Here is a 22,910-nt window from a genome sequence, read left to right as displayed (position 1 = left end):
GTCGACGGAAGCGCCGCCTCCAGAGGCGCGGGCGCGGCCTTTCCTACCTGGACAGATTTCGCCGCCGAGGCCTCCTGGCCATCGATTCCACCGACGATTAGGCCGCCTGTCTCTTGCCGGCCGGCCGATACCCCGCAGCGGGCCACGGTTTCCGGGCGAGCCAATAGCCTTCGCGGTCTAGGTAGACGATCTCATCGGAAAATTCCGAGACTGCATTCCCGACATAGGCCCGGGTGCATTTGCCCGGGATGATGCCGCGATCCCGCAGCATGGGCTCGAGCTGGGCCCGGCTGAGTGGGTGCCCCCCGTCCGCGATCAGCTTCATGATCCAGAGTCCGGCCCGCTGCACGGCGGTCTGCGTCTTGCCCGACCAGGTCTTCGGATCGTAGAGCGCCGGCGGGTAGGGGCGCGCCCGGTCCCAGTAGCCCAGACCGGTGAGCTTGATGAGCTTGTCGGCGTGTCGGACGAAGAAGCGCCGCAGGAACACCTCGCCGTCGATGACCGGCGTCTGGATCGAGCGCGCCTTCAGCGCTGCGAGAACGTCCTCCTGTGATAGCGGTCGGGCGGCGACGCGGAGCATGTCGATGATGGTCTCGTCGACGATTTCGGTCTGTGTCGGCGCCGGACCATCGAGCGGGAACGCGCGGTCCAGATAGGGGCGTGCCCGCAGCCACCAGCCGGCACCCTCGACGTGAACGAACGTCTCCCGCGCATCCCACATCGCGCTGTAGAAGAAGTCCGCCTGGTCGGACGGCCCGATGGTCATCTTGCGGCGAAGCTTCGCGAGCAGGTCCTCGGACGGGATCGGCGCCTTGGCGCCGCCCAGGATCCTTTCCGCCTCGCGGACCAGCGGCTTCCAACTGCCTTCCGGCTTGGCGAGAGACGTCTTGCCGGTCTCGATTTGCCGGACGAACGGCTCGATCCTGCTCCGGAGATAGCCGGCACAGAGGCATTTCTCGAGATCCGGATCCGGAGAGAAGCCGGCCCTCTGTAAGCCCTTGCGCAGCTCCGGAAACCAGCCGCCGAGCCGGTCCCGGATCTCGCCCAGCATCATGAAGCGCGCCGCGAATGCGTCCGCCGCCTTCGCCGGCACCGTCTTCGACCCCGGTTTCACGCCCGCGATTAGCCCGCCATCGATAGCCTTGCGCAGGCCCCGCGCGTTCAGCCTCATCCGGATCGCCGCGGCCGCGAACGACAGCACCTCGCCGGCGACCGCCGCCATCAGCTCGTCTTGGTCGATGAACAGGCCTTTCAGACCTGGCCGCCCCCCGACCCGGATGCGAACCCGGAGCCGGCCTTCGAGGATCTTGCGGACGCATTCGGCGATCGTCGCCGCCGTGCTGCGGCCAAGGTCCGCGATGGCGATCAGCCCGTGCTTCGGGCCTGCCGCGCAGCGGGCGCCGCTCCCGAGCTTTGCGAGCAGGGCATCGACGTCTTGCGACCGGAAGACGTAGTCGTGCCGACGGCCGCCGCCGCGCAGCGCCGGCTGCAGCAAGTCTCCCTCCATCAGCGAGACCATGGCCTTGCGACCGATGGCGAGACGCTCGCACGTCTCTTCGAGCGACAGGGCGCCCTTCAGATCGCGCGCGATGCGTTCGACGTCCTCCACCGGAAAGGACAGTTGGCTGCCGGACCGTTTCTCGGTGCGGATCAGTTCCAGCGCCAGGCCGATGCTCTTCATCGCATAGACACTGGCACCGGCTTTCGCCGCGGCGGCCTTCAGGGACAGTTTCTTGACCGCCGCCGGCGGCAGCTTGCCCAGCCGGGCCTTCGGCACGATCGGAAAGCGCGCTGCGCCGTGGGCATGGAAGGCCTCGGCGAGGAGCGGCGAGAATTTCGCACCGCGCTTGTGGTTGAACCAGTGATAGAGCCAGCCATAGCAGGCGGTGAAGCCTTCCTCCGGCCTGCCACCTAGTGCGATAAAGCCGTCGTAGATCCTGGTGAGGACCTCGTCGAGTCCATCGTCGGCGAGCACCTCGAAGCCACGCGCCTGCAGCACGGCAAGCGGAATACCCAAGCTCTCCGCCGATTTCCATTGGCGGCTATAGCCCTCGCAGGCGGCGCCGATGCGCTCAAGCGTGGTGAAGACCTCCCGCAGCGACAACTCGTCCAGGATCGGTACGGCTTCGGCCTCGCCGGCGCCGAAGCGCGACAGCAGATAAGCGTCCTTGCGGAGCACCCTGGGATCGGCCGCAGTGCGCGGCAACGTCATCGTGTCGTTGTTCGGACAGGCCGAGCACTTGAGCAGACCGCCGCCGCGCCACGTGTAGGCCTTGCCGCAAGCGCAGGCGTCGACCAGATCGATACCATGTCGAGGGCACGTTCCGATGGCTCGGATGTCCCACCAGAAGCGGTGATACCAGGCTTCGTCCAGGCAGGCCGGACAGACCCGCCGCCGCGCGAAGTCGAGCATATCGCCGATCGGATGGCCGCGAAGGTGCAGGCGGCCCTTGCGGTCCAGATTCGGACTGTCCGCCGCGATGCGGGCCGGGTCCTGATCGACCTGCGTAGCGAAAGCTTTGATTTCGGTCGCGACACCGTGCGCGAGCCGCGAGCGGCTGATGCCGGCGGCCTTGGCCGTCCTGTCGGTCGAAGAGTGCCCCTGAATCTCGGCGACCCGCAGGAGCAGGCCCATGGCCGTCTCCTCGGGCTCGATCGGTCGCCAGCCCCAGAGTCCGATGGAAGACTTCGATTTCACTTCCGCCCCGCGAACGCATCCTCGATCATCCGGCGCTCGTCGTCGGGAATGGTCTTCGCCTTCTTGTTCTTACCGCGAGCCTTGCCCTTCGTCACATGTCCCTTCGAGGCGGGATCCTCGCCCTCTTCAGGTCCCACCGGCTGCAAGGGAACGACGGTCCCGAAAACGTCGCGCACCTGCGAGAACGGCATCCTGAACCAGTTCCGTTCGTCCGAGCACCTCGTCGCTTGGCGGTAGGCCTCCTCGAAATGCTGCATGGTGATCCTGCTGTTGCCGCGTGCGATGGCGAGCTTCGCTGCGCGCATCACCAACTTCAGCATCTTGCCCGTGTAGCCGCGATAGGATTGGTGCAGCCTCAGGGCCATACCGGGGTCGGACAAGTTCGACGGCTCATCGAACGGCAGCACCGAGTTTTTGCCGTCCCGCGTATCCAGCGCCCGCATGAGCTTGCGGTATGGAGTCAGCGCCTGGCGCTCGGTACGGACGAGAGGCTTTCCGTGCTCGTCGAGCGGCGGGAAGTCGCCGACCGAGCAACGCAGGGGCTGAACCGTGTAGGAGTTGGCCACCAGACGTTCGAGCTGCTCGTTTTCATCGCCGAGTTTCAGCGCGTCCGGCATGCCGACGCAAATCACCTGGACGCGCGCCTTGGCGAACACCTTGAACACGTCGCCGACGCCATAGAGATCCATGCCGTTCTCGATGACGTGCTGCACGTCGTCGAAGATGATCATCTTGACCTGCTGCTGCTCGATCGCGTTTGCGATCTCGATGCAGGCCTTGCCGAAGCTGAATCGCGATCCGAGATCGATGCCCAGTCCCAGCGCGGTGTCCGCCATGAACGAGTTGAAGCGCGGGCGAGGGTCCACCCAGACCGCCGCGATCGGGCGGCGCAGCCCCTCCGACGTCATGTGACAGATCGGTGAAAGATCGGTCCCAAACAGCTTCGGCCTATGCCATTTGCCGCTTGGATCCTTCGCGCGCAGCTCCGCATATTTGCGGTCGGTGAACATCCGTACCGCGGTCGTCTTGCCCACGCCCGTGTCCCCGACGATGAAGCAGCCCTCGCCTTCCGGCTCCAGCCCCGCCGGCCAGTACAGGTGCTCGAGAATCTCGTCGACCGCCTTGGTGAAGGGGGTCTTGAGAAAGCGATATGCGAGGTGCTGAACGCGCGCTTCCGGCGCCCAGTCCGCGAACTTCTCCGGCATCTTGCTCAAATCGTGCATCGCCTCAGCCTCTTTCAGTTGCGCCCGAAGCCGACGGGGGTCACGTCGTCATCATCGTCATCATCGCCGTCGTTGCCGCCGTCGGTCTGCTCGTCGTCGCCGGAATGCTCCGTAGCCGCCACGGGCGGCGCCTCTTCCGGATCGGCGCGGTCGGCGATTGGATCGGGCGCCAGCGGCGGCGATGGCGCGTCGACGCGCACATCTGGCGACACCACGACGTCCTCGGCCGCCTCCTGGTCCGCTCGCTGCTCGAACTCGGTCGCGCGCGCCTTGTCCTCGGGCGGATCCTCAAGGGGTGGAGATGCCATCCATTGGCGCTTCGGCTCGCGGAAAGGACCCCGTTTCGGTTTAGGCGGCGCATCGTCATCATCGTCTAGGAGGTGCGCCCCGGGCGGTTCATGATCTTCGTCGAAGCGCGCCGGCCGAACCTTTGACCAGGCCGACTGGCTGCTCACGAACGCGGCGAAGCGCTTCGGCGCCAAGCCTTTGTTGCGCTCCGCCACGCGCTGCTTGACGTAGGCGTCGATCTGCTGGAAGGCCCGCGCGAGCGCGTCCTCGCGCTCCAGTTTCTTCTCCTCGCGCAGCCGCCTGGCGAGCCGCGAAATGACGATCCACTGGTTGAGAGTCTTGCCGAGCGCCTGCATGGGCTCGACCAATTCCCCCTCGACCCACTCCTCGCGTTTCTCGTCGTAGACATAGCAAACGGAGATATCGAGCGGATCTATCCTCACCTGAACGTCGGCCGAGTCGGGCAGGTATGCCCGCACTCTGCTCAATTCGTCCGAATCCCAGCGCAGACCCTTGTAGCGGATGCCTCCATCCCTGAGCGTTCTCGGTACGACGAGCCCGGTAAGCGGGACGAGGAGGTCCTTCGGAATCTCGCGATGTGGCACGATCTCCTTCAGGCTTTCCTCCCAGGCCTGCGCCGGCGACCGGCCGATCTTGCCGTGCTGATCCTGGTGGTAGATGTCGATGACCCACTTGGCGACGATCCAGTTCACCTCGTCGATCGTGAGGACGGCCATCTTCTCCGAATTGTAGAACTTGCGGTTCTCCCATTTCGAAAAGACGGTGCCGGGCAACGTGTGGACGATCTGCTCCTCGAGCGTCCCGAACCAGCGCTCGATCTTGCCTTTCAGCCACGGCTTCTTCGGCTTGGCGTAGTCCGGTTCGATGCCGAGCGCGGTGAGCGTCTCCTCCATCGAGAGCGACTTGAAGTCCCGCCCGTGATCCATGATCAGCCGATCCGGCTTGCCGTGGCAATTCCACGGATTCTCGATGCCGCTCTGGCCGTTGCCAAGGATCTTGAAACCCTCGTACACCCAGTCCTTCGGCATCACCGCGACCCGCAAGGCGTCCATGACGCTGGCCCAGGAAGGCGGCGCGAAGCTGATCGAGAAGCCGACGATGCAGCGCGAGTACCGATCGATGATCGCGGTCAGCCACGGCCTCCCGGCGATCTGCATCGTCTCCTCGTCGATGACAAGGATGTCGAGGAGGGTGTGGTCCACCTCCCATTCGTTGTTCACGCACTCGCCCTGCGGGCCAAGCTGGATCGAGCGCGCACGGCGCTGCGCCTCGCGCCAGTTGGTCGTATGGACCATCACTCCGAACTTGTCGCGCTTCCTCAGCATGCGGGCGACAAGCTTGTCGCCGATGCGCTCGAACAGAGTGCCGTCGTTGCGCTCGAGCTTCTCGCCGCGACGCGCGGCCTCCTCCCGCAGCTCGCGATCGGCCAGCATTCGTACATGCCGAAAGCTCGCAGGCGTCGGCGAGACCAGCTTCTCGCTGATCAGCCGGTTAATGGTGTCGCGATGCCATTGCGAGTAGCGTTCTCCGCGGCGCCCCTTGGCCCAGTGGCACGGCACCAAAGCGCGCACGTCCCGCCCGCCGGCGACGTAGAAGCGATACCAGGTGCGGACCTGGCGAGCGTTCGGCTTGTCTTTCAGTCGGATCTTGCCGGTCTTCCAGACCTCCTCGATTATCCGCTCGATGATCTTCTTCCTCGAACGATGTAGCGGAGGCTGCACCTTCTCCATTTTGAGCACGAAGCGCGCCCGCGCCAGCGCTATGCGGCGCTCGTCGGAAGAAAAGGTGCCGAAGTCGATCCTCAGCGACTGCCTGCGGGAGGATTTCAGCTTCTCGAATTTCTTGTCGTCAAGCAGCCGCAAATGCAGCGCCAAGCGCAACTGCTGGACCTCGCTGATCACGATCTGCGAGCCGGCTTCCTTGTCATAGAAGACGCGGCCTCCGCTGATCACGGGTCCTGCCGAATATGCCTTGCCGTCGATACGGACCGGCGCGCCGCTCTGGATCCGGACGGGTACCTGTACTGCCATCTGTTTCGCCCCTATCGAACCAATCCCACGCGAGACGAAATCAAATCGTAAACGCGCGCGTTCTGCGCGCGTTTACGATTGATTCATCGACAACGAGTCCTTTCTGGACCGTCGCCTTCGTCATGCGCGGACGAAGCTCGTCGTCCGCGTCCACACTTCGGACGGGTCGAGAACGATCTCGCCCCGCCAGGCCAGTCGCAGCGCCACCGCGAAGGCGTCCACGTCCGCCGGCAACACCCGCGCGAGCTGCCGGATGCTGCTTTCGGCCGGCAGACGCAGCAGCGCCAGCCGGCCGATCCGCTCCCAGGCCTCCGGAAAGAAGCCGTCCGCGCAGCGGCGCATCGTCACCGCGTTGAGGAGACTCGGTTCGATCCGGATCTCCTTCTCCGTGGCGAGCTCGAAGCCGAAGCCCCGGGCGTACGCCATCTGGCGGATCGTTCTCCACCGCGCCTTCTCGCGGGCCCGCAGCTCCGCCTGCCGGTGGCGGTTACGGTGCTCCGGGTAGATCCGGATCCACGGCTTCACCTCGATCAGCACCGGCGGCGGATCTTGAAGGCCGTCGCGTCCGTGCCGGATCCGGATGAAGTCCGGAATCCAGACGCGAGGCCGGCCTTCGAACCGGTAGGGCAGCCCACGCTGCGTCTCATGGACGCGCGGCTGGGCCACGATCGACTTCAAACGGAAGTCGAACGCGTCCGTGCGGATCAGCCAGTCCCGTTCGAGATGCGACTCGAACGGGACCTGCACGTTGCCGTTCCGGGTGATCCTGACGGAGCCCGTGTAGGTGTCGCCGAAGTACCGCTTGGGATTCCTGACCGACTGCCACTTCATGGCCGGACCCCAGTTTGGACCTGGGCCAACCATGCCTGCTCGAGAGCAGACTCGAACGCGACCGACGGCTTCGGCTGCCGCTCGGCCTCGATCTCCACGTGGAGGAGGGCCGGCCGGTGGCCGCCGATCAGTCCGGCGATGTCGCCCACCGTGAGCACGGGCGGCTCGCCGTTCGGACCGGCCGGCAAGACCATCTCGTCGATGATGACGCCGGTCTCGCCGTCGCTGCAGGTCACGCGGTAACAGTCCGCGAGATCAGGCCCGTGGTCCTGGAGGACCACGATCTCGCAAGAAAGCCGCAGCAGGTCGCTCGCGCGGATGCGCGTCGTGAAGTTGCCGTGCATGACACAGCTCCTTTCCTTCGGAGGCGAAGCTGCAGCGAGACCGGGTGCCTTCGACGTCCAGTCGAAAACCGTTCACCGTGCCGCCGACAAAGCTTCGCCGTTCCCGCAAACGAGCCGTTTGCGGGTTTGCCTCGGGATCGACTTCGGGCTATGGACTGCGGTGTTCAGACGCGGCGTCCACGGCCCTCCATCGGGTTCGTCCGGATGCCGAAGGCAACGCTCCTGGCGGCGAAGACCGGGCCCAAGAATCCCCGGCCAGTCGACGCGAAGGAGCGTTTCGCTTTTCAGCGACGCCCACGACCATCCGGTCGCCGCACGGCCAGCGCGCGGCATGACGGAGGATCAATCAGGTTTGATGCACCTCCCCGGCCGCCTCCACATCGCGCAGCGTCGCGCGTGCGAGGCGTCCGTGGGGTTCGCCGAAGACCTCCAAGGCGCTTCTTCCGTGTGCGAGGCCGTTCCGGCGCGATTGCCCGGGCAGCCTCAGCATCGCGTCGTCCGCGTGGCGAGGGCTTCAGTCGTTGTGGGGAGGGTGGGCCCGCTCCGGACGCATCGCGCGGTCGGGAAGGCGGGATTACCGAGCTGGATCAGCTCCGGATTCGATCAGGCGAGGTATCATGGCGAACTCCTCGGGCCGGCGGGCTGCCGGAAATCGATGCGAACTGGAAGACGCGTCGAGGAGACTTCACCTCATCCGCCGGGGCCGGCGGATCCTTTCGGATCTCGACCGGCTCTACGCCTGGCGTACGAAGCGCATCGCCCTCGGGCGTGCGGAAAGGATGGTGATCATCGTGATGGTCATGACCGCTCTTCCTAACACGAAGAGCTCGCCGTGGCCTTTAACCGATCACTAAAGTTCTACCCAATCGACGCTCATGAGCTCCTCGCAAGCTTTCTGGAGAAGTGCCCAGACGCGCTGGCGGCGCGGATGGGCAAGGACTTTCGTGGCGGCGATACCGGCCGGGTGACCGGTCAGCGCGCTCGGCGCCTCCATGGCGGTCACGCGGTAATCGGAGATCTCGGCCAGATCGCTCAGGTTCTCGATGCGCACGGTCGCGAGCGTCCTGCGCAAGGGCCCGGCGCCGCCGGGCAAAAGATCGATGGTCACGATCAGCACGCCGACACCTCCTTCTTGCTGACGGCGGGGGCCGACCGGTGCTGCTCGAAGATCGCGCGGACGGCATCGCCGCTCAGGTGGCGGCGGCGCTGCAGCGCCTTCGCGACCGCGACGAGGGCCTCGCGATGCACCTCCACGATCTTGTCGGCGCGCGCCTGCAGCCTCTGCAGATCGGCCTCGACCAGAGCGCGCAGCGAGCCGTCGTAGCGCACCGCCTCGACGACCTCGCGGCGCTTGCCGAGATAGCTGACGGTCGAGCCCAGACCCCAGGATAAGTGCAGAGAGGCGATGGCTTCCGTGGCCAAGCCGATGTCGGAATCCTCGTCGCCTCCGGCGCCGATCGACTGGCCGTCCCTGAGGAGCAGGCGCTCCGCCGAGCGGCCGGCCAGTAGCACGGTCGCCCTGTCCTCGATCACGGAGCGCGTCGGCAGGTCGTCGGTGTCCGCGTCGATCAGAGTGCGATTGGCGCTGCCGGTGCGCGCACCCACCACGCAGTGGCTCACCCTACCGTACCCGATCGCGAGCGCGGTCACCGCATGACCCGCCTCGTGAAGGCAGATGCGCCAGTCCGTCTTCAACGGCACCTTCTCCGCCGTCAGCAGGGCCGCCCGGAGGTCTCCCGCTGCGAGCGGCCGCCCGGCGTGCCGGGCGATGCGGCGGGCCTCGCGGACCAGAGCCATGATCTCCGCGCCCGTCGAGCGCTCCATCATGGCGGCGATCTCCGAGAGATTGCGATCCGGCAAGTCGCCGGCGACGTGGAAGCGCAACATATTCTGGACGCCCGCGGCGTCCGGCCGCTCGAGTTTGACCATCTTCTCCAGGCGGCCGGGACGCAGCAGCGCGGGATCGACGCCATGCGGATTGTTGGTCGCGGCCACCACGATCACGCCGTGACGCGGTGACCCCGTCGACGACGACCCCATCGAATTATCCAGCCTGAGAAGCAGGTCGGTGATCAGCGGCAGCCAGTAGTCCTTGTTGCGGGAGCCCGAATTCGAGGAGTTGAAATCCTCCCTGTTCGGAATTGCGTCAACCTCGTCCAGGAAGGCGATCGCGCAAGGATTCGCCAGCGCAGCACAGCGGTCGAAGACCGACCTCATCGATCGGATCACGTCATCCAAATACCCACTCTGGGTGAACCAGTCGGCGCAGCTCGAAACGACGATGGGCACCCCGCACTCGCGGGCCAAAATGCGCGCGAAAAGCGACTTCCCGCAGCCGGGCTCTGACACCAGGCAAATTCCCTTTTGGAGGTCGCCCCACCCGGCCGACCCCTGGCGGAATGCCGCAATATCCCGTGCAAGTTGTAATCCAAAAATTCTCGCTTCTCCGTACTCCACTGCGCTCTTTAGGTCCGGCAGGCGCTCCTCCACGACTTCGCCGCGCAACGCGAACGTTGCGGTCTGGAGCCGCCGGACGATCTTCTCGGGTCCGGATCCGGGCCGGAAGCAGGCGACGATCTCATGCAGATCGAGACCGATGCCGAGGCCGGGCGGAAGGTCCTTCGGCGACCGCTTGGCGAAGCGGACGACCGCGGTCCGCAACACGGCCGGCGTCGGCATCGCGATGCGGATCGTGATGTCGACGGAGGCGAGCAAGGCGCGCGGAAGAAGCGTGGCGTCGGCGGAGATGCCGGCTACGCACAATCCCCGGGCCAAATCGCGCGAGACCTCGTCCGACCCGACCTCGCTGTTCTGGGCGCGGTTTTTGCCGTCCCGGGCCTGCAGCAGCCAGCGGCCGCCGAAGGTCGCGCGGAAATAGTTCGTCATGGGCGCGACCCAGGCCGGCGAGGGCACCAGCACGATGGCCGCGAGCGCCTGGCCGTGCTCCAGCTTGCGGAAGATCTCCTTCGAGACCGCCGCCTCGAAGGCCGCGCCGATGACCGCGGTCATGGCCGACTGCCGCCCACGCTTCCGCGGTTTGGGCGGCGCGGCCTCCTCATCCTGATCGCCGGCCTCGATTTCGAAGTCTTCCGCCGGCGGCTTCAGGTCGACGAACTTGCGGTTCATGACGTCGAAGCAGCGGTCCGTGAAGATCGCCCTAGGCGAGCCCGCCAGGCCGACGAGCCTCTTGGGCGCCATCCGGTGGCGGATGGCGGGCTTCTTCGGAGTGCGGCGGGAAACGGACTTCTTCATGAACGTGACCTCACAAGGGAAAGCGGTCCGAGCGGAGCGGACGTCAAATCGATTTCGAGAAGATCGTCGCAGGCGAGCGACATCACGGAAGGCGTCGGGTCGCGGTCCGACTGGATGCTCTCCAAGAGGCGGACGAGCTCAATCGGTCCGTCGTCGCGCAGCACCTGCAGGATGCGGATCCGTAGGCCGACGGGGACGAAACGCTTGTTGTACGACCAGACCAGGTCGACGTTGGTGCGGCGGGGCTCGGCCTTCAGGTCCTCGGCCGTGACGACGAACGGCCTGAGACCGAGATCGCGCAGTGCGATCTGGACGAGACCCTCCTCGTCGACGTCGCGGATCCTGCGCGCGGGGACGACGTCGAGAAGGAAGCGGCCGTCGTCGCGCGTCAGGACGACGGCGTCGAGATCTACCGGTACGGACGCAACATGTGCGGTCGCAACGTGACCAATCGTTCGAACCTGGGGATCGAGCGACGCCTGGATGAGACCCGCTCGAAGAGCAGGATGTCGCGCCGGGATCGGGGCAAGTGCCTTGGCGGAAACGAAGAAGTCGGATCGGCCCCTGAGGAGCCTGCGGATACGCATGTCGAAACACTCGAAACCTGGTTGACGGGCAGGGTGGCTTCGGTGCGCTTCTGGTTGTCGACGTCGGTCATGGCCGTCCCCTCGGTTAGATTTCGATAACGAAGTTCGGATCGAAGTCGGCGTTGTCCCAGGCGGGCATCTGCCCCGGCCAGGGGCCGTAGCCCTTGGCGTTCGACACGACGCGCGTCGTCTCGCCGATCACCGCGTCGAAGGATTCGTGGGTATGGCCGTAGATCCAGAGGTCAGCCGGCCGCAGCGCGCCGCGGCCGTCGTCCGGCGCCGGCGACATCAGCCGCCTAAGATCGCTCCTGAAAGCTGGGTCGAGCGCGGGATCTTCGCCCGATCCGCGGGGTGCGGGGATCGGACCGTGATGGCTGATCACGACCAGCTTGCCCTCGCGCGGCCTGCGCATCTCGGCCTTTAGAAATGCTATCGATTTGAAGTGGCGAGTAAGCGCGTGGTGCGGCAGGAAACGCTGCCGGTAGGCCGACATCCGGATCTTCTTGAAGTCGTTCATGCGCTCGGCCGCGACCGTCATGGCGCGATGGGCGTCCCCGTTGATCCCGAAGTCGGTCCAGAGCGTGCAGCCTGCGAAAGTCACGTCGACAGAATGCTCATGATGTCGGACATCACGAGGCTCCACGCCGATCCGGACGCACCCGTTTTCGAGCACGTGCACGTTCGTGCCGGCGGCGGCTGCCTTGGCCTTCTCCAGCGTGCGGTCGATGTCGGTGCCGTACGCTTCGTGATTTCCGGCCACATAGATCACCGGCTGATCGGGCACGCGCTCGAGCAGCCACTTCACGCCTCTTTCCATGCGCGGGATCAGGTCGCCGGCGACGACCATCACGTCGAAATCCGGCCGCGCGTCTCCGGACGGCAGGTCCCAGCCGCGCGTCAATTCCAGATGCAGGTCGGAGAGGATCCAGAGCCGCATGTCAGCGATCCTCGTTCTTCGGATGGTCGTCGAGAGGCTCGGCCGAAACCACTGCCTCGACGAGCTCGTCGGGCAGTTCGTCGATGGGAAGCGCGAACACGACTTCGGACGAGCCGCAGCGCGGGCAGGCGTGGCGCTTCGGGTCGTAGGTCACTTCGCCGTCATGGCCGCAGGCGCTACAGCGGAATCTGGCCATCGCTATCCCTCCCGGCTCGCGGACGGCGGCGGCACCTCGGTCAAGGTGTCGGTCTCGCGGTCGTAGCGCGCGTAGTAGACGTCGGCCTGGCCGCGCCACCGGCGCAGACGGCGCACGTTCTCGAAGCCATATCCGTATCTGGGCGGCACCGGGTCGCCCGCCGCGTGCTGCGCACAGCGCGTTCCGAGCCAGCCCTTGTTGTCGTAGAGCCGGCCGTCGGAGCCGCAGATCTCGCAGGTGCAGGCGGAGCGGGCGACGGCGAGATCGACCGCATGGCCGAGCTTCGCCTCGGTCTCCTTCGAGGACTCGGCGTCCCAATCGACCCGCAGGATGCCCATCTTCTGCTTGACGCGGACGAATTCGAAGGTCTCGCCGTCGCGCAGCGCGATTTCGATCCGGCGGCACAGCCGCATCAGAATGTCCTGCCATCCGCGCTCGCAATGCGGGTAGCCGAACGAACGGCTGGGCTCTTCTGCCATCGTGAGAAACAGACGCGGATGCCAGAGCATGAGGTCGCGCTTCCAGTCCATAGCCATCTCAATGCTCCCCGATTTCGAGAGAGGCGGGATCGACCTCCGTGAAGGTGTCGCTCTCGCGGTCGTAGCGCCGACAGGTGACCCGGCCCTCGTCGCCGGCCACGTAGCTGACGATATGGATGTTCTCGAACCCAGGCCGGACCTCGACGGGCGCTCGGCCCTCCGCATGGGCGGCGCAGCGGGTCGTCAGCCAGCCGTCGCCGTAAAGGCGGCCCGGCTCGCCGCAGACCTCGCAGCTCGTGGCGCTGCGGGCTTCCGCCAGGGCGATCGCCTCCTCGACCAAGGCGGTCGCTTCCGGAGACAGGGCGCCGGACCAGTAGACCCTCAGAGTGCCGTACTTCTCCTTGATCTGGCTGAACTTGAAGGTGCCACCGCCGGACTGGACCGCCGCCCGGATCCGGACGCACATCCGGTCCAGCAGGTCGCGCCAGCCTTCGCCGCACTCGGGAGCGCCCTGGGCCGCGAGCGGCGTGTCGGCCGGCGGAGCGAAGTGGTCGCGGTGAGCCTCGATGAGCTCGACCCTCCAATTTCCAACGACGCCCGACATCACCGACCTCAACAACGCAACCGTTATGCACAGAACATAACGGGAACATTTAACCAGAGTCAATAGTCTAGATAGACCTATTTCATATAGGTCGATAAGGATCGCGCTTCCGCCGCGGCAAAATTGTCGCTATTTCAGAGGGATGTTCCGTTTTGGGATCGATAAAAAGCCGCCGATTGACGGGGAAAAAGGCTGGTCGCCGGTCTCAGACTCTTGCTGCAACCCGCAACCCATGGGACGATTCCTTGGGACGCACAACGCGCGGGCAGGGTAATGGCGGAAAAGAAATCGGCAGCAAAAAGGGGAAGAAAGCCTCCGGACGGGGAAAAAAAGCAGTTCCTGTCGTCGATGGATCCGGACGTAATCCGGTCCATAAAGGTCGCGGCCGCCGAACTGGACAGGACCGCGTCGCAGGTGCTGGAAACCGCCGCCAAGGAATGGCTCGAGCGGCATCGCGCCGGAAAGCGGTAGCGGTCGATATGGGGGCCGCCGACACCTACAACGACATCGATCTCGCTTGGCTGATGAGGCTGAGGACAGTCGTGGCGCGCCTAGGCGAGATGGACTGCGCCCGCTGGTGGAATTCGCAGGGGCAGCTCGGGCGCCAGGGCGTGATCGTGCTGCGGCGCGGCTTTCCCCGGACCCACTATTTCGCCCAGGCGAAGTCGGTGCAGATGATCGCGGCCGCCCGCTGCGCGGAGATCTTCGACCCGCCGGGGTCGGTCAATCTCTGGCGCTTGACGGACGATCTGGAAGACCGCCTGGATTCGATCTGGGAGGGCTGGCTCGACGCCGCCGGGGCCTGGCAGCCGTTCTTCGAGCGCGTCGCGGGGTTGAAGTCCACCGACGTTGCAGCCGCGCTGAAGGACTTCGAGCTGGTCACGGAGGCGGAGATCGAGGCCCACGCCAAGATCAAGAAGTCGTCCGACGGCCGGTCGATCCAGATTCCGGATAAGTTCGAGGGGCGCCGGCGTACCGTCGCCTCGTTGGCGCTGTCGTTCTCCTCAAGCGCGCCCGGCAACCTGGTCGTCCCCTATGCGCGGAAGGCCGACGCATGAAGATCCGCCCCGAGTGGTCGCAGCGCCTCCTGCGGAAGGGCGTACTGGTCCAAGAGACCTATGAGCTGTTCGCGGCTTGGGGCGACGGCTTGTCGGTCGCCGAGAACATCAAGTCTGCGCTTTCCGGAAGGCACAAGACCGCCGGATGGGAGCGGGAGGTCAGCGTCACGCTCAAGCGCCGTCTGCGCGACATCGAGCCCGTGCGCCCTTTGATCGCTCTCGCCAAGAGGGGCATGCCCCTCGTCGACTGGCGAGACTGCCTGCGTCTGTGGATCGGGGCCACGGAGCAGCCGTTCCATGATTTCGCGACGGGGTGGCTCTTCAACGAGCACGAAAAGGGGCGTTATCAGATCCGCTCCGAGGACGTACGCCCGGTCTTCGAAAAGGCCGCCGCGGCACGCGGTCCGAAGGCGAAGCCGCTTTCAGAGTACGGCCAGCTTCGGAGCGCCCGCGATCTGCTGAGGATGGCCGTTGATCTCGGCATGCTGGCCGGCGACGGCCCCGCCAAGACGTTCGCCTCGATCGCCATGAGCGACGACGTGACGATGTTCTATGCCCACATGATCAGCGAACTGGAGGGCAACAGCACGAAGATGCTCTCCAGCCGGCTTTGGCGCCTCGCTTACATGGCTCCGACCGATGTCCATGTCGCCCTCTTGCGGCTCCACCAGTACAAGCGGCTCAACTACGAAGTGGCGGGCAACGTCGCCCAGGTGGGGCTCCCGTTTAAGAGCGCATTGGAATGCGCCGAGAGGGTTGCGGCATGACCGATTTCGAGAAGCGCTTGAGGAACGATTTGGAGCCGCATCTGGCGGCCGCGGACCCGCGCGCCAAGATTAGCGCCTATCACGATATGCCCTACGCGCTTTTCCGGTACGATCCGGAGCAGGAGTACCCGCTGCGGCGGGAGCTGACGATGCTGGCCACGCGGCTGACCCAGAAGGGCAAGCGGGTGACGCGCATCTCGCTGGCGGAATGCCTATCCGAGGCCATGACCTCGCAGCGCCCCCTTGAGGACTGGTACGAAGCGGAGCGGTCGGGAACGGTCGAGGAGACCATCCAGACCATCACTAACATCCTCGAGGAATATGCGCCTCTAGTGGATCTCGTCGCGACCCGCATGCCCACCGATCCGGACCCGAAGAAGGATGTCGTCCTGATCTCGCGCACCGGGGCGCTGTACCCGGTCTACCGGACCTTCTCCTTGCTTGAGCAACTCAAGGGGCGGGTGCACGTGCCGACCATCCTGTTCTATCCGGGCGACCTCGACGGAGCCTCGGGCCTTCGCTTCATGGGCGAACTCGACGCCGAGCATAACTATCGACCGAAGATCTTCTGAGGAATGACTAACGTGGCCAAGATCGCATCACTGTTCGCAAGCGACATCACTCGGCAGATCGAGGAAGTCATCAAGGTCGACCAGACGTCGTCCGAGATCATCGCATCCGAAATCGACGAGTACGTCGTCACCGACGCCATCAAGAAGCACTACGTCCACGTTCTGGAGCGTTACCAGGAGACCCCCCAGAAGCCCCATGAGGGCGTCGCGATCTGGATCTCCGGCTTCTTCGGATCCGGCAAGTCGAGCTTCGCCAAGGTGCTGGGCCTCGCGATCGAGGATCGCGACATCCTCGGAGTGCCGGCCGCAGAGCGCTTTGCGGCGCGCGCCGGCGACCCGAAGCTGTCGGTCGTGCTCAAGACCATCAACGAGAAGATCCCGACGCATACCGTTATTTTCGACGTCTCGACCGACAGGGGCATCCGGTCCGGCAATCAGATGCTGACCGAGATCATGTACCGGTTGTTCTTGGCGAGCCTGGGCTACGCCAAGGAGATCGATCCCGCTGAGCTGGAGATCGCCCTTGAGACCGAGGGGCGCCTCGACGAGTTCAAGCAGGTGTTCCAGGAGCTTCACGGGAAGTCGTGGGACACGCAGAAGAACCTGCCGATCTTCGCCCTCAACCAGGCGAGCGCCGTGCTGCATAAGCTCGAGCCGGCCACGTACCCGATGGCGGATTCGTGGTCGAAGGGGCGTCCGAAGATCGACATTACTCCCGGCCGGCTTGCCGACCGGATCGTGGAGCTGATGAAGCGCCGCAAGCCGGGACACTCGCTCATCTTCGTCGTCGACGAGGTGGGTCAGTTCGTCGCCAGGGACACCCAGAAGATGCTCGACCTGCAGGCCATCGTGCAGCAGCTCGGGGTCAAGGGCCGCGGCAAATATTGGATCGCGGTCACCTCCCAGGAGCGGTTGAGCGAGGTCGTCAGCGGCCTCGACGACCGCAGGATCGAGCTGCCGAAGCTGATGGATCGCTTTCCGCTCCAGGTCCATCTCGAGCCGTCCGACATCTCCGAGGTCACCAGCCGCCGCGTGCTGGCGAAGAACGCCGCTGCGGAGACCGCCCTCGGCAAGCTCTACGACGACAATCGCGCCCGCCTCGATCTGAATTCCAAGATCACCGCCGACGTCTCCTTGCCGTCGCTGTCCCGGGAACGGTTCGTCGACCTCTATCCGCTGCTGCCCTATCAGATCGACCTGATCATCGACATCGTCTCCGGACTGCGGATGCAGGGCGGCGCCAGCAAGCACGTCGGCGGCGCGAACCGGACGATCATCAAGCTCGCCCAGCAGCTCCTGATCAACCCGGCCACCAAGATTGCCGACGCGACCATCGGCGCTCTGGTGCGTCTCGACCAGGTCTACGATCTGGTCGAAGGCAACATCAATTCCGACATCCGCGCCAAGATCATCTCCATTCCCGAGAAGGTTCAGCATCCCCTGGCCCAGGCCGTCGCGAAGGTCGTGTGCCTGCTGCAGTTCGTCCGGACGGTCCATCGGACGCCGGAGAACATCGCCGCGGGATTGGTCGATCGCGTGGACGCCGATTCGAGGCTGACCGAGGTCCGCGAGGCCCTGATCCAGCTCGAGTCCGCGCACATGGTCCGTCAAGGCGATGGTGGCTACCGAATCCCGACGCCGGCCGAAGACGACTGGGATAACATCCGGGCGTCCATCGAACCCAAGAAGGCGGACGAACGGCGCCTCTACGCCTCGGTCCTCGCCGGCTTCTGGGCCCCGCAGCCTGGCTTCACGCTGGGCGACGCCAAGACGTTCAAGGCCGGCTTGATGGTCGGCGGCAACGAAGAGGTCGCCGGCGACGTCTCCTTTCATCTCGATCTCGCCGATAGCGCGGAGCAGGCACTCGTCGAAGCGGAAAACCTGCGTAAGCGCAGCCAGATGGATCAGAAGGACGTCTTCTGGAGCATCGCGCTCGACCAGGACATCAAGCGCGAGATGCGCGAGGCCTTTCGCTCGGACGAGATGATCAAGCGCAAGGGGCGCGGCGCCCCGACCGCCGACGAGACCGCGCTCATCGCCGAGGAAAAGGTCCGTCACCGCAATTACCTGCAGGAGCTCGGGCGCCGTCTTAAGACGGCCTGCCTGGCCGGCAAAGTGTACTTCCGCGGCAACGATCGCAGCCCCGGCGGCGCCGTCACCGACGTCGCGAAGGCGGTGACGGGCGTGCTGCAGCAGGTGTTGCCCGACGTCTACAACCGCTTCTCGGAAGCTTCCGCCAAGAAGACCGACGTCACCAAGGGCATCGACGCCCTTCTCACCGCGGAAAACCTCGCGGGCCTGCCCAACGTGTTCTCGCATCTTGAGCTGCTGCGCGACGAGCAGAACAAGAGGGTGTTCCGGACGGACGTGGTGCCGCTGTCGGAGATCCTCACGAAGATCGAAGAGCGGGCCGCCTACGGCGAGCAGGTGACCGGCAAGTATCTCGAGGACGAATTTCTGAAGCCGCCCTTCGGCTGGGACTTCGACGTCGTGCGCCTCCTCACCCTTTCCCTGCTCAGGGCGGGGAAGATCGAGGCGACGTCGAAGGGACAAGTGATCGACCAGGCGACCACGACCGCGGCCAAGGACTGCTTCTCCGGCAACAACACGTTCCGTGCCGCGAGCTTCCGGCCCAAAAAGGGCATCGACTTCGCCGTGCTTGCCGAAGCCGGGGAGAACTATCGCGATACGTTCGGCGACGAGGTCAAGGAGCTGGCGCCGGGCCCGATCGCGGCCGAGATCCGCACGGCGGTCGAGCGCCACGAAGAGGGCCTCGATGGCGTTCTCGGTACGATGCGGTCGGCCCAGCTCCCGGGCGCCGACGTCCTCGAAAGTGCCGTCAACCAGATGCGGGCCATCCGGAAGGGCAACGAAGAGAACGCCATCCTCACCTTCAACGCCTCGCACAAGAGCCTGAAGGATGCGATCAAGCGCGGTTCCGATCTGGCTGCGGCCCTCAACGACGCGGCGCTGAAGACGATTGCCGAAGCCCGCTCTGCCACTCAGCTCGTCCCCGTCTTGGCGGAGGAACCGGACCTCGACGGCGTCTATCCGGAACAGGGCAAACTGCTCGGCGACCTGCTGGGCAGGGAAACGTTCTACCGCGAGATCGGGCCGATCTCGACGGCGGCGGCCTCCATCAAGGCCGAGTACAAGCGGCGGTACGACGCCGCCTTGGATGCTCGCGTCAAGGCCTATCTGGGGGCCCTTGAGGTGCTGACGAAGACGCCGGGCTGGGAACGGCTCGACGAGGCGCAGCGGGACGAGGTCTCGCGCCACCTCCGACAGTGCGCGGACAAGAACTGGAACAACCAGACGATCCGCCACCTCCGATCAGAAGCGGAGCTGGCCGATAGTCGCTTGGCGACCGCCATCGCCAAGATGCACAAGATCCTCGAGGGCGAGCGCCTGGCCACCGTGTCGGTCGGCCAGTTCTTCTCGGGCGGCATCGAGACCGAAGAGCAGTTGGATCAGGCGCTGGAGGGGATCCGGGGCGAGTTCTCGCGGCTCATCGGAGAGGGCAAGAAAGTGATCGTCAGGTGAGCGCCGGCTGATGGACAAGGACACCCGAAACGCGATCGAACGCGCCACGCAGCGCATCCGCCGCCTCCTCCAGGAGGACTTCGCCGAGCAGCTCGACGGCGTGTTCGACGTGCGTCTGGACGGCCGTGTTGCCGACGAGGGCGGTCGGCATCTGTCCGGTCGCCAGCTCCTGCTGCGCGACAGGGTCGTGGCTGCCATCGAGCACAAGCGCCGCGCTGGCATGAAGCCGGCCGACGCCGTGCGCGACTACGTCCGGGGACGCCGCCTTCACTACCTTGAACCGTTTCGCCGCCCTCAAGATGCTCGAGCCGCGCGGGCTGGTCCAGGAATGCATCACCCGCGGCGAGAATTCGATCGGCTTCACGGAATTCTGCGGTCTGGCCCCGGCCCTGAAAACCGCCGACGGCGCCGGCTACCGGTTCTACATCGAAAGCATTTTCGATGAACTTTCCACCGAGGTGAAGGTCCTGTTCGACCGCCGGGATCCTGCCTCCGTCCTCTGGCCCAAGAAGGCGACCTTCGACGAAATCCTCGAGATCCTGAACGGCGCCGACCTCAAAGAGGTTTGGAAGGAAGACGAAACGATCGGCTGGATCTACCAGTTCTTCAACTCCGGCGAGGAGCGTCGCCAGATGCGCGACGAGAGTGCGGCGCCGCGCAACAGCCGCGAGCTTGCGATCCGCAACCAGTTCTTCACGCCTTCCTACGTGGTGCAGTTCCTGACCGACAACACGCTCGGACGCATCTGGCACAAGATGCGCGACGGGCGTACCGGCCTCGCCGAGACCTGCGAGTACATGGTGAAGACTTCGGACGGCACCACGGAGCCGTCCATTCCGGCCAAGAAAGACCCTCGCGATCTGCGGATTCTGGATCCGGCCTGCGGCTCGGGCCATTTTCTGCTCTACTGCTTCGCGCTGCTGCTGCTGATCTACGAAGAGGCTTGGAACGACGAGACCTCGCCAGCCTCGAGCGCGACGGGCAGGACGCTTCGACAGGACTACGCCACGCTCGACGCCCTCAAGTTGGCGATGCCCGGCCTGATCCTTCGACATAACCTTCATGGCGTCGACATCGATCCGCGCTGCGCGCAGATCGCGCAACTCGCCCTTTGGATGCGCGCCCAGCGGGCCTTCATGGACGCGAAGATCTCGCGCGATGAAAGGCCCATCATTCGCCGTGCGAACGTCGTGATCGCGGAGCCGATGCCGGGCGATACGAAGTTAGTCGAGGAATTTTCGGCGACGCTTCAACCTGCCATGATCGGCGACTTGTTCAAAGAAATCGTTAGCGAGATGCGGTTGGCTGGCGAAATGGGTTCGCTGCTGCCTGTCGAGCAAACGCTGGCTCGATCGATCGAAAGAGCCCGTGTTGCCTACAAGGAACAAGAGGCTCAGGCGGAAAAGTTTTTGCCAGGCTTGGCTCCGATCAAGGCGCAGCAGGAACTTGACCTATCTGGCATCAGCAATTCGGCCTTTTTCGAACAGGTCGAAGACAAAATGTTCTCGGCTCTGCACGCCTTTGTCAGTGATGCGGTCAACGGGAAGGGGACGCGCCGGCGGCTGTTTGCAGACGATGCCGAGCAGGGCATCGCGTTCATCGAGACCATGAACCGCCGTTTTGACGTCATTCTGATGAATCCGCCGTTTGGAGACGCAACGGCGAAGGCAAAGCCACTCTTGGCGAATTCGTACTCGGATCGTCGGGTCGACCTATACAAGTGCTTCGTGGAACGTGCGCTATCTTTGGCTGCCGACCGTGGTTGCGTGGGGGCGATTACAAGCCGCACCGGCCTGTTTCTCGGCCAGTCGAAGAACTGGAGGAACAAAGTATTCTTCTCAAGCGCTAAGCCGACGCTGCTCGCGGACTTAGGCGGCGGCGTGCTCGATGCGGCCGTCGACACTGCTGCGTATGTCGTGGAGCGGCTGGATGATGAAAAAGACCGAGGTGCTCCGCTAATCTCGTTCCGACTGTTGGATGCGAATGACAAAGATCTGCGATTGAAAGATCTCGTACGCAATACCGAGGCGGCTGATCGCTTCGAGGTGCGCACCAGCGATCTTCTATCGCTTCCAAGCAAGCAAATCGCGTACTGGGCTCCGAACGACGCACTTGCGGCCTTCGCTGCAGCCCCCAGTTTGTCCGATTGGGCCGTAGTGCGCCAGGGATTGGAGACTGGCGACGATCAGCGTTTCGTTAGGCTTTGGTGGGAAGTATCTCCAGATCGATTGCTGACAGCCTCACCCGGAACGGCTCCTGCTCAGTATGAGCAGATGACGTACACTGATCGTTTTTGGTGTCCGATCGCGAAGGGCGGCGCTTCTGCAAGATTGTTTGTAGATACCTCGTTCGTAATCAATTATCGCCAGAACGGAAGAGAGCTGAAGACCTCGGTCGACGGCAAATATGGCGGCTCGGGATGGTCGCGGCTCATTCAGTCAACGGATTATTATTTCCGTCCGGGATATTCCTTCGGAAGGCGCGTCAGGAAATTTTCGCCGGTTCCGTTGCCGGAAGGGATGATCATCTCTGGCAACAGCCCGACAATTTACGTGAACGACGCTGTTAATGACGCTTGGATTCCGGAATATCTGGCGTCTGACGTGGCGCGGTCGTTGCTGGGCTTGATCACATCCCCGCGGAAGATCGAGGTCGGATATGTGTCAAACATTCCCACACCTGATCTGGACGCCGGAGCAAAGCGGCAACTTGTCGGCAATTATTTCACGAAAGTTCGGGGCTACATCGCACAGTTGCAGTACGACGAGACCGAGCGACTCTTTAGCCGCGCGCCGCTGTGCCAAGCCGATACTCCCCCCTTGGTGCCGGAATGCAATGACCTCGTGGCAAGTGCCCTAAATATCGGAGCCCCGTCCGTGGCGTTTCTTCTCTCGGAGATCGGACGGGCATCTGGCCTGACTGAAGCCGAAGAGGACGGGGATGACGACGTCGGCGAACCGTCGGAAGAAAGTTCGGACGACCTCCGGCGACTTTCGTGGCTAGTTGGCGTGGCCTTGGGCCGCTTCGACATCCGCGCCGCAACTCCCCTGCGTGAGTCTCCTGCTGTGGATCCAAACGCTCCACTTCGAGCAAGGAGCCCGGGCATGCTCCAGGACAATGCATCCGCCTTCGGAGAAGGCCGCGGCATACTCGCCGATGACGTGGGTCATCCGGATGATATCGTCGACCGAATTGGTGAGGTGTGTGACGCGGTGCAGTGCGATGTCGGCGAGCCTGAGCAGGTGCGACGCACGCTCGCGCAAGAGTTCTTTGCGCAACATATCAAGATGTACTCGCGGAGCCGGCGCAAGGCGCCAATCTATTGGCAACTAGGCACTTCCTCGGCGAGCTATTCAGTTTGGCTGTACGTGCATCGATTCACGTCAGACACGATGTCGATCGTGTTAGGGTCTGTACCTAAATAGCGCCACGTGATTCTCTTGCCTACGTGTTGATTCGGGGGCGAGAGAATGCGCGCTG

At 64.5% G+C, this 22,910-nt stretch carries 19 protein-coding genes; 6 read left to right on the top strand and 13 right to left on the bottom strand.

What is annotated here, in order from left to right:
* Window positions 1–97: 97 nt before the first annotated feature.
* The 12 genes from QJT82_RS30205 to QJT82_RS30150 all read right to left on the bottom strand — a co-directional run bounded on the left by QJT82_RS30205 (window position 98) and on the right by QJT82_RS30150 (window position 13,490).
* Window positions 98–2,698, bottom strand: coding sequence for a TniQ family protein (locus QJT82_RS30205; RefSeq protein WP_028340331.1), 2,601 nt, complete (start codon window positions 2,696–2,698; stop codon window positions 98–100).
* Window positions 2,695–3,921, bottom strand: a complete 1,227-nt coding sequence (locus tag QJT82_RS30200) for a TniB family NTP-binding protein (RefSeq protein ID WP_028340332.1) — start codon at window positions 3,919–3,921, stop codon at window positions 2,695–2,697. Before QJT82_RS30200 ends, QJT82_RS30205 begins: the two co-directional genes overlap by 4 nt.
* 14 nt (window positions 3,922–3,935) lie before the next feature.
* Entirely contained in the window at window positions 3,936–6,260 is a 2,325-nt protein-coding gene (locus QJT82_RS30195) for a DDE-type integrase/transposase/recombinase (protein WP_028340333.1), read from the bottom strand.
* Window positions 6,261–6,380: 120 nt separating this feature from the next.
* Window positions 6,381–7,091, bottom strand: a complete 711-nt coding sequence (locus QJT82_RS30190) for a TnsA endonuclease N-terminal domain-containing protein (RefSeq protein ID WP_028340334.1) — start codon at window positions 7,089–7,091, stop codon at window positions 6,381–6,383.
* Window positions 7,088–7,435 (bottom strand): hypothetical protein, encoded by a 348-nt coding sequence (locus tag QJT82_RS30185; RefSeq protein ID WP_028340335.1) that lies wholly within the window; start codon window positions 7,433–7,435, stop codon window positions 7,088–7,090. Before QJT82_RS30185 ends, QJT82_RS30190 begins: the two co-directional genes overlap by 4 nt.
* Before the next feature lie 850 nt (window positions 7,436–8,285).
* Complete coding sequence (locus QJT82_RS30180) at window positions 8,286–8,552, bottom strand: hypothetical protein (protein WP_028340337.1); 267 nt, start codon at window positions 8,550–8,552, stop codon at window positions 8,286–8,288.
* The gene (locus tag QJT82_RS30175) at window positions 8,546–10,687 is read right to left on the bottom strand and encodes an AAA family ATPase (RefSeq protein ID WP_051447836.1); all 2,142 of its coding nucleotides are present in this window, start codon (window positions 10,685–10,687) and stop codon (window positions 8,546–8,548) included. Before QJT82_RS30175 ends, QJT82_RS30180 begins: the two co-directional genes overlap by 7 nt.
* A complete protein-coding gene (locus QJT82_RS30170; protein WP_035631439.1) occupies window positions 10,684–11,274 on the bottom strand; it encodes a hypothetical protein in 591 nt (196 codons plus the stop codon). Before QJT82_RS30170 ends, QJT82_RS30175 begins: the two co-directional genes overlap by 4 nt.
* A gap of 85 nt (window positions 11,275–11,359) precedes the next feature.
* The gene (locus tag QJT82_RS30165) at window positions 11,360–12,211 is read right to left on the bottom strand and encodes a metallophosphoesterase (protein WP_028340339.1); all 852 of its coding nucleotides are present in this window, start codon (window positions 12,209–12,211) and stop codon (window positions 11,360–11,362) included.
* Window position 12,212: 1 nt separating this feature from the next.
* Entirely contained in the window at window positions 12,213–12,407 is a 195-nt protein-coding gene (locus QJT82_RS30160; protein WP_155258456.1) for a hypothetical protein, read from the bottom strand.
* A 2-nt stretch (window positions 12,408–12,409) separates the two neighbouring features.
* Entirely contained in the window at window positions 12,410–12,943 is a 534-nt protein-coding gene (locus QJT82_RS30155; RefSeq protein WP_155258457.1) for a hypothetical protein, read from the bottom strand.
* A gap of 1 nt (window position 12,944) precedes the next feature.
* Window positions 12,945–13,490 (bottom strand): hypothetical protein, encoded by a 546-nt coding sequence (locus QJT82_RS30150; protein ID WP_051447837.1) that lies wholly within the window; start codon window positions 13,488–13,490, stop codon window positions 12,945–12,947.
* A 273-nt stretch (window positions 13,491–13,763) separates the two neighbouring features.
* Here QJT82_RS30150 and QJT82_RS30145 point away from each other — a divergent pair, with 273 nt between their 5' ends.
* Genes QJT82_RS30145 through brxC form a run of 5 tightly spaced genes read left to right on the top strand, consistent with a single transcriptional unit; the run spans window position 13,764 to window position 19,430 of the window.
* A complete protein-coding gene (locus QJT82_RS30145) occupies window positions 13,764–13,961 on the top strand; it encodes a hypothetical protein (RefSeq protein ID WP_028340341.1) in 198 nt (65 codons plus the stop codon).
* Window positions 13,962–13,969: 8 nt separating this feature from the next.
* Window positions 13,970–14,548 (top strand): BrxE family protein, encoded by a 579-nt coding sequence (locus tag QJT82_RS30140; protein ID WP_028340342.1) that lies wholly within the window; start codon window positions 13,970–13,972, stop codon window positions 14,546–14,548.
* Window positions 14,545–15,315, top strand: coding sequence for a BrxA family protein (locus tag QJT82_RS30135; protein WP_028340343.1), 771 nt, complete (start codon window positions 14,545–14,547; stop codon window positions 15,313–15,315). The genes QJT82_RS30140 and QJT82_RS30135 overlap by 4 nt, the downstream gene beginning before the upstream one ends.
* On the top strand, window positions 15,312–15,887 hold the full coding sequence (locus QJT82_RS30130) for a BREX protein BrxB domain-containing protein (protein ID WP_028340344.1): 576 nt from the start codon (window positions 15,312–15,314) through the stop codon (window positions 15,885–15,887). Before QJT82_RS30135 ends, QJT82_RS30130 begins: the two co-directional genes overlap by 4 nt.
* Window positions 15,888–15,899: 12 nt before the next feature.
* Entirely contained in the window at window positions 15,900–19,430 is a 3,531-nt protein-coding gene (brxC, locus tag QJT82_RS30125) for a BREX system P-loop protein BrxC (RefSeq protein ID WP_245288697.1), read from the top strand.
* On the opposite strand, the gene QJT82_RS30120 is transcribed toward brxC, so the two are convergent.
* A complete protein-coding gene (locus tag QJT82_RS30120; RefSeq protein ID WP_155258458.1) occupies window positions 19,423–19,701 on the bottom strand; it encodes a hypothetical protein in 279 nt (92 codons plus the stop codon). The two genes, brxC and QJT82_RS30120, sit on opposite strands and share 8 nt — an antisense overlap.
* Window positions 19,702–19,705: 4 nt before the next feature.
* Here QJT82_RS30120 and pglX point away from each other — a divergent pair, with 4 nt between their 5' ends.
* Window positions 19,706–22,855 carry a BREX-1 system adenine-specific DNA-methyltransferase PglX gene (pglX, locus tag QJT82_RS30115; protein WP_281446665.1) on the top strand — a complete coding sequence of 1,050 codons (3,150 nt, stop codon included), beginning with the start codon at window positions 19,706–19,708 and terminating at the stop codon, window positions 22,853–22,855.
* Window positions 22,856–22,910: the final 55 nt, after the last annotated feature.

This window comes from Bradyrhizobium sp. Mp19 (assembly GCF_029952935.1).
GTDB classification, from domain to species: domain Bacteria; phylum Pseudomonadota; class Alphaproteobacteria; order Rhizobiales; family Xanthobacteraceae; genus Bradyrhizobium; species Bradyrhizobium elkanii.
This window is presented reverse-complemented; position numbering and strand designations above follow the sequence as displayed.

Bases quoted from the DNA above. Each gene is read 5' to 3' on its own strand.
- QJT82_RS30200 (WP_028340332.1), bottom strand. From the start codon at position 3,921: ATGCACGATTTGAGCAAGATGCCGGAGAAGTTCGCGGACTGGGCGCCG.
- QJT82_RS30195 (WP_028340333.1), bottom strand. From the start codon at position 6,260: ATGGCAGTACAGGTACCCGTCCGGATCCAGAGCGGCGCGCCGGTCCGT.
- QJT82_RS30190 (WP_028340334.1), bottom strand. From the start codon at position 7,091: ATGAAGTGGCAGTCGGTCAGGAATCCCAAGCGGTACTTCGGCGACACC.
- QJT82_RS30185 (WP_028340335.1), bottom strand. From the start codon at position 7,435: ATGCACGGCAACTTCACGACGCGCATCCGCGCGAGCGACCTGCTGCGG.
- QJT82_RS30175 (WP_051447836.1), bottom strand. From the start codon at position 10,687: ATGAAGAAGTCCGTTTCCCGCCGCACTCCGAAGAAGCCCGCCATCCGC.
- QJT82_RS30170 (WP_035631439.1), bottom strand. From the start codon at position 11,274: ATGCGTATCCGCAGGCTCCTCAGGGGCCGATCCGACTTCTTCGTTTCC.
- QJT82_RS30165 (WP_028340339.1), bottom strand. From the start codon at position 12,211: ATGCGGCTCTGGATCCTCTCCGACCTGCATCTGGAATTGACGCGCGGC.
- QJT82_RS30160 (WP_155258456.1), bottom strand. From the start codon at position 12,407: ATGGCCAGATTCCGCTGTAGCGCCTGCGGCCATGACGGCGAAGTGACC.
- QJT82_RS30155 (WP_155258457.1), bottom strand. From the start codon at position 12,943: ATGGCTATGGACTGGAAGCGCGACCTCATGCTCTGGCATCCGCGTCTG.
- QJT82_RS30150 (WP_051447837.1), bottom strand. From the start codon at position 13,490: ATGTCGGGCGTCGTTGGAAATTGGAGGGTCGAGCTCATCGAGGCTCAC.
- QJT82_RS30145 (WP_028340341.1), top strand. From the start codon at position 13,764: ATGGCGGAAAAGAAATCGGCAGCAAAAAGGGGAAGAAAGCCTCCGGAC.
- QJT82_RS30140 (WP_028340342.1), top strand. From the start codon at position 13,970: ATGGGGGCCGCCGACACCTACAACGACATCGATCTCGCTTGGCTGATG.
- QJT82_RS30135 (WP_028340343.1), top strand. From the start codon at position 14,545: ATGAAGATCCGCCCCGAGTGGTCGCAGCGCCTCCTGCGGAAGGGCGTA.
- QJT82_RS30130 (WP_028340344.1), top strand. From the start codon at position 15,312: ATGACCGATTTCGAGAAGCGCTTGAGGAACGATTTGGAGCCGCATCTG.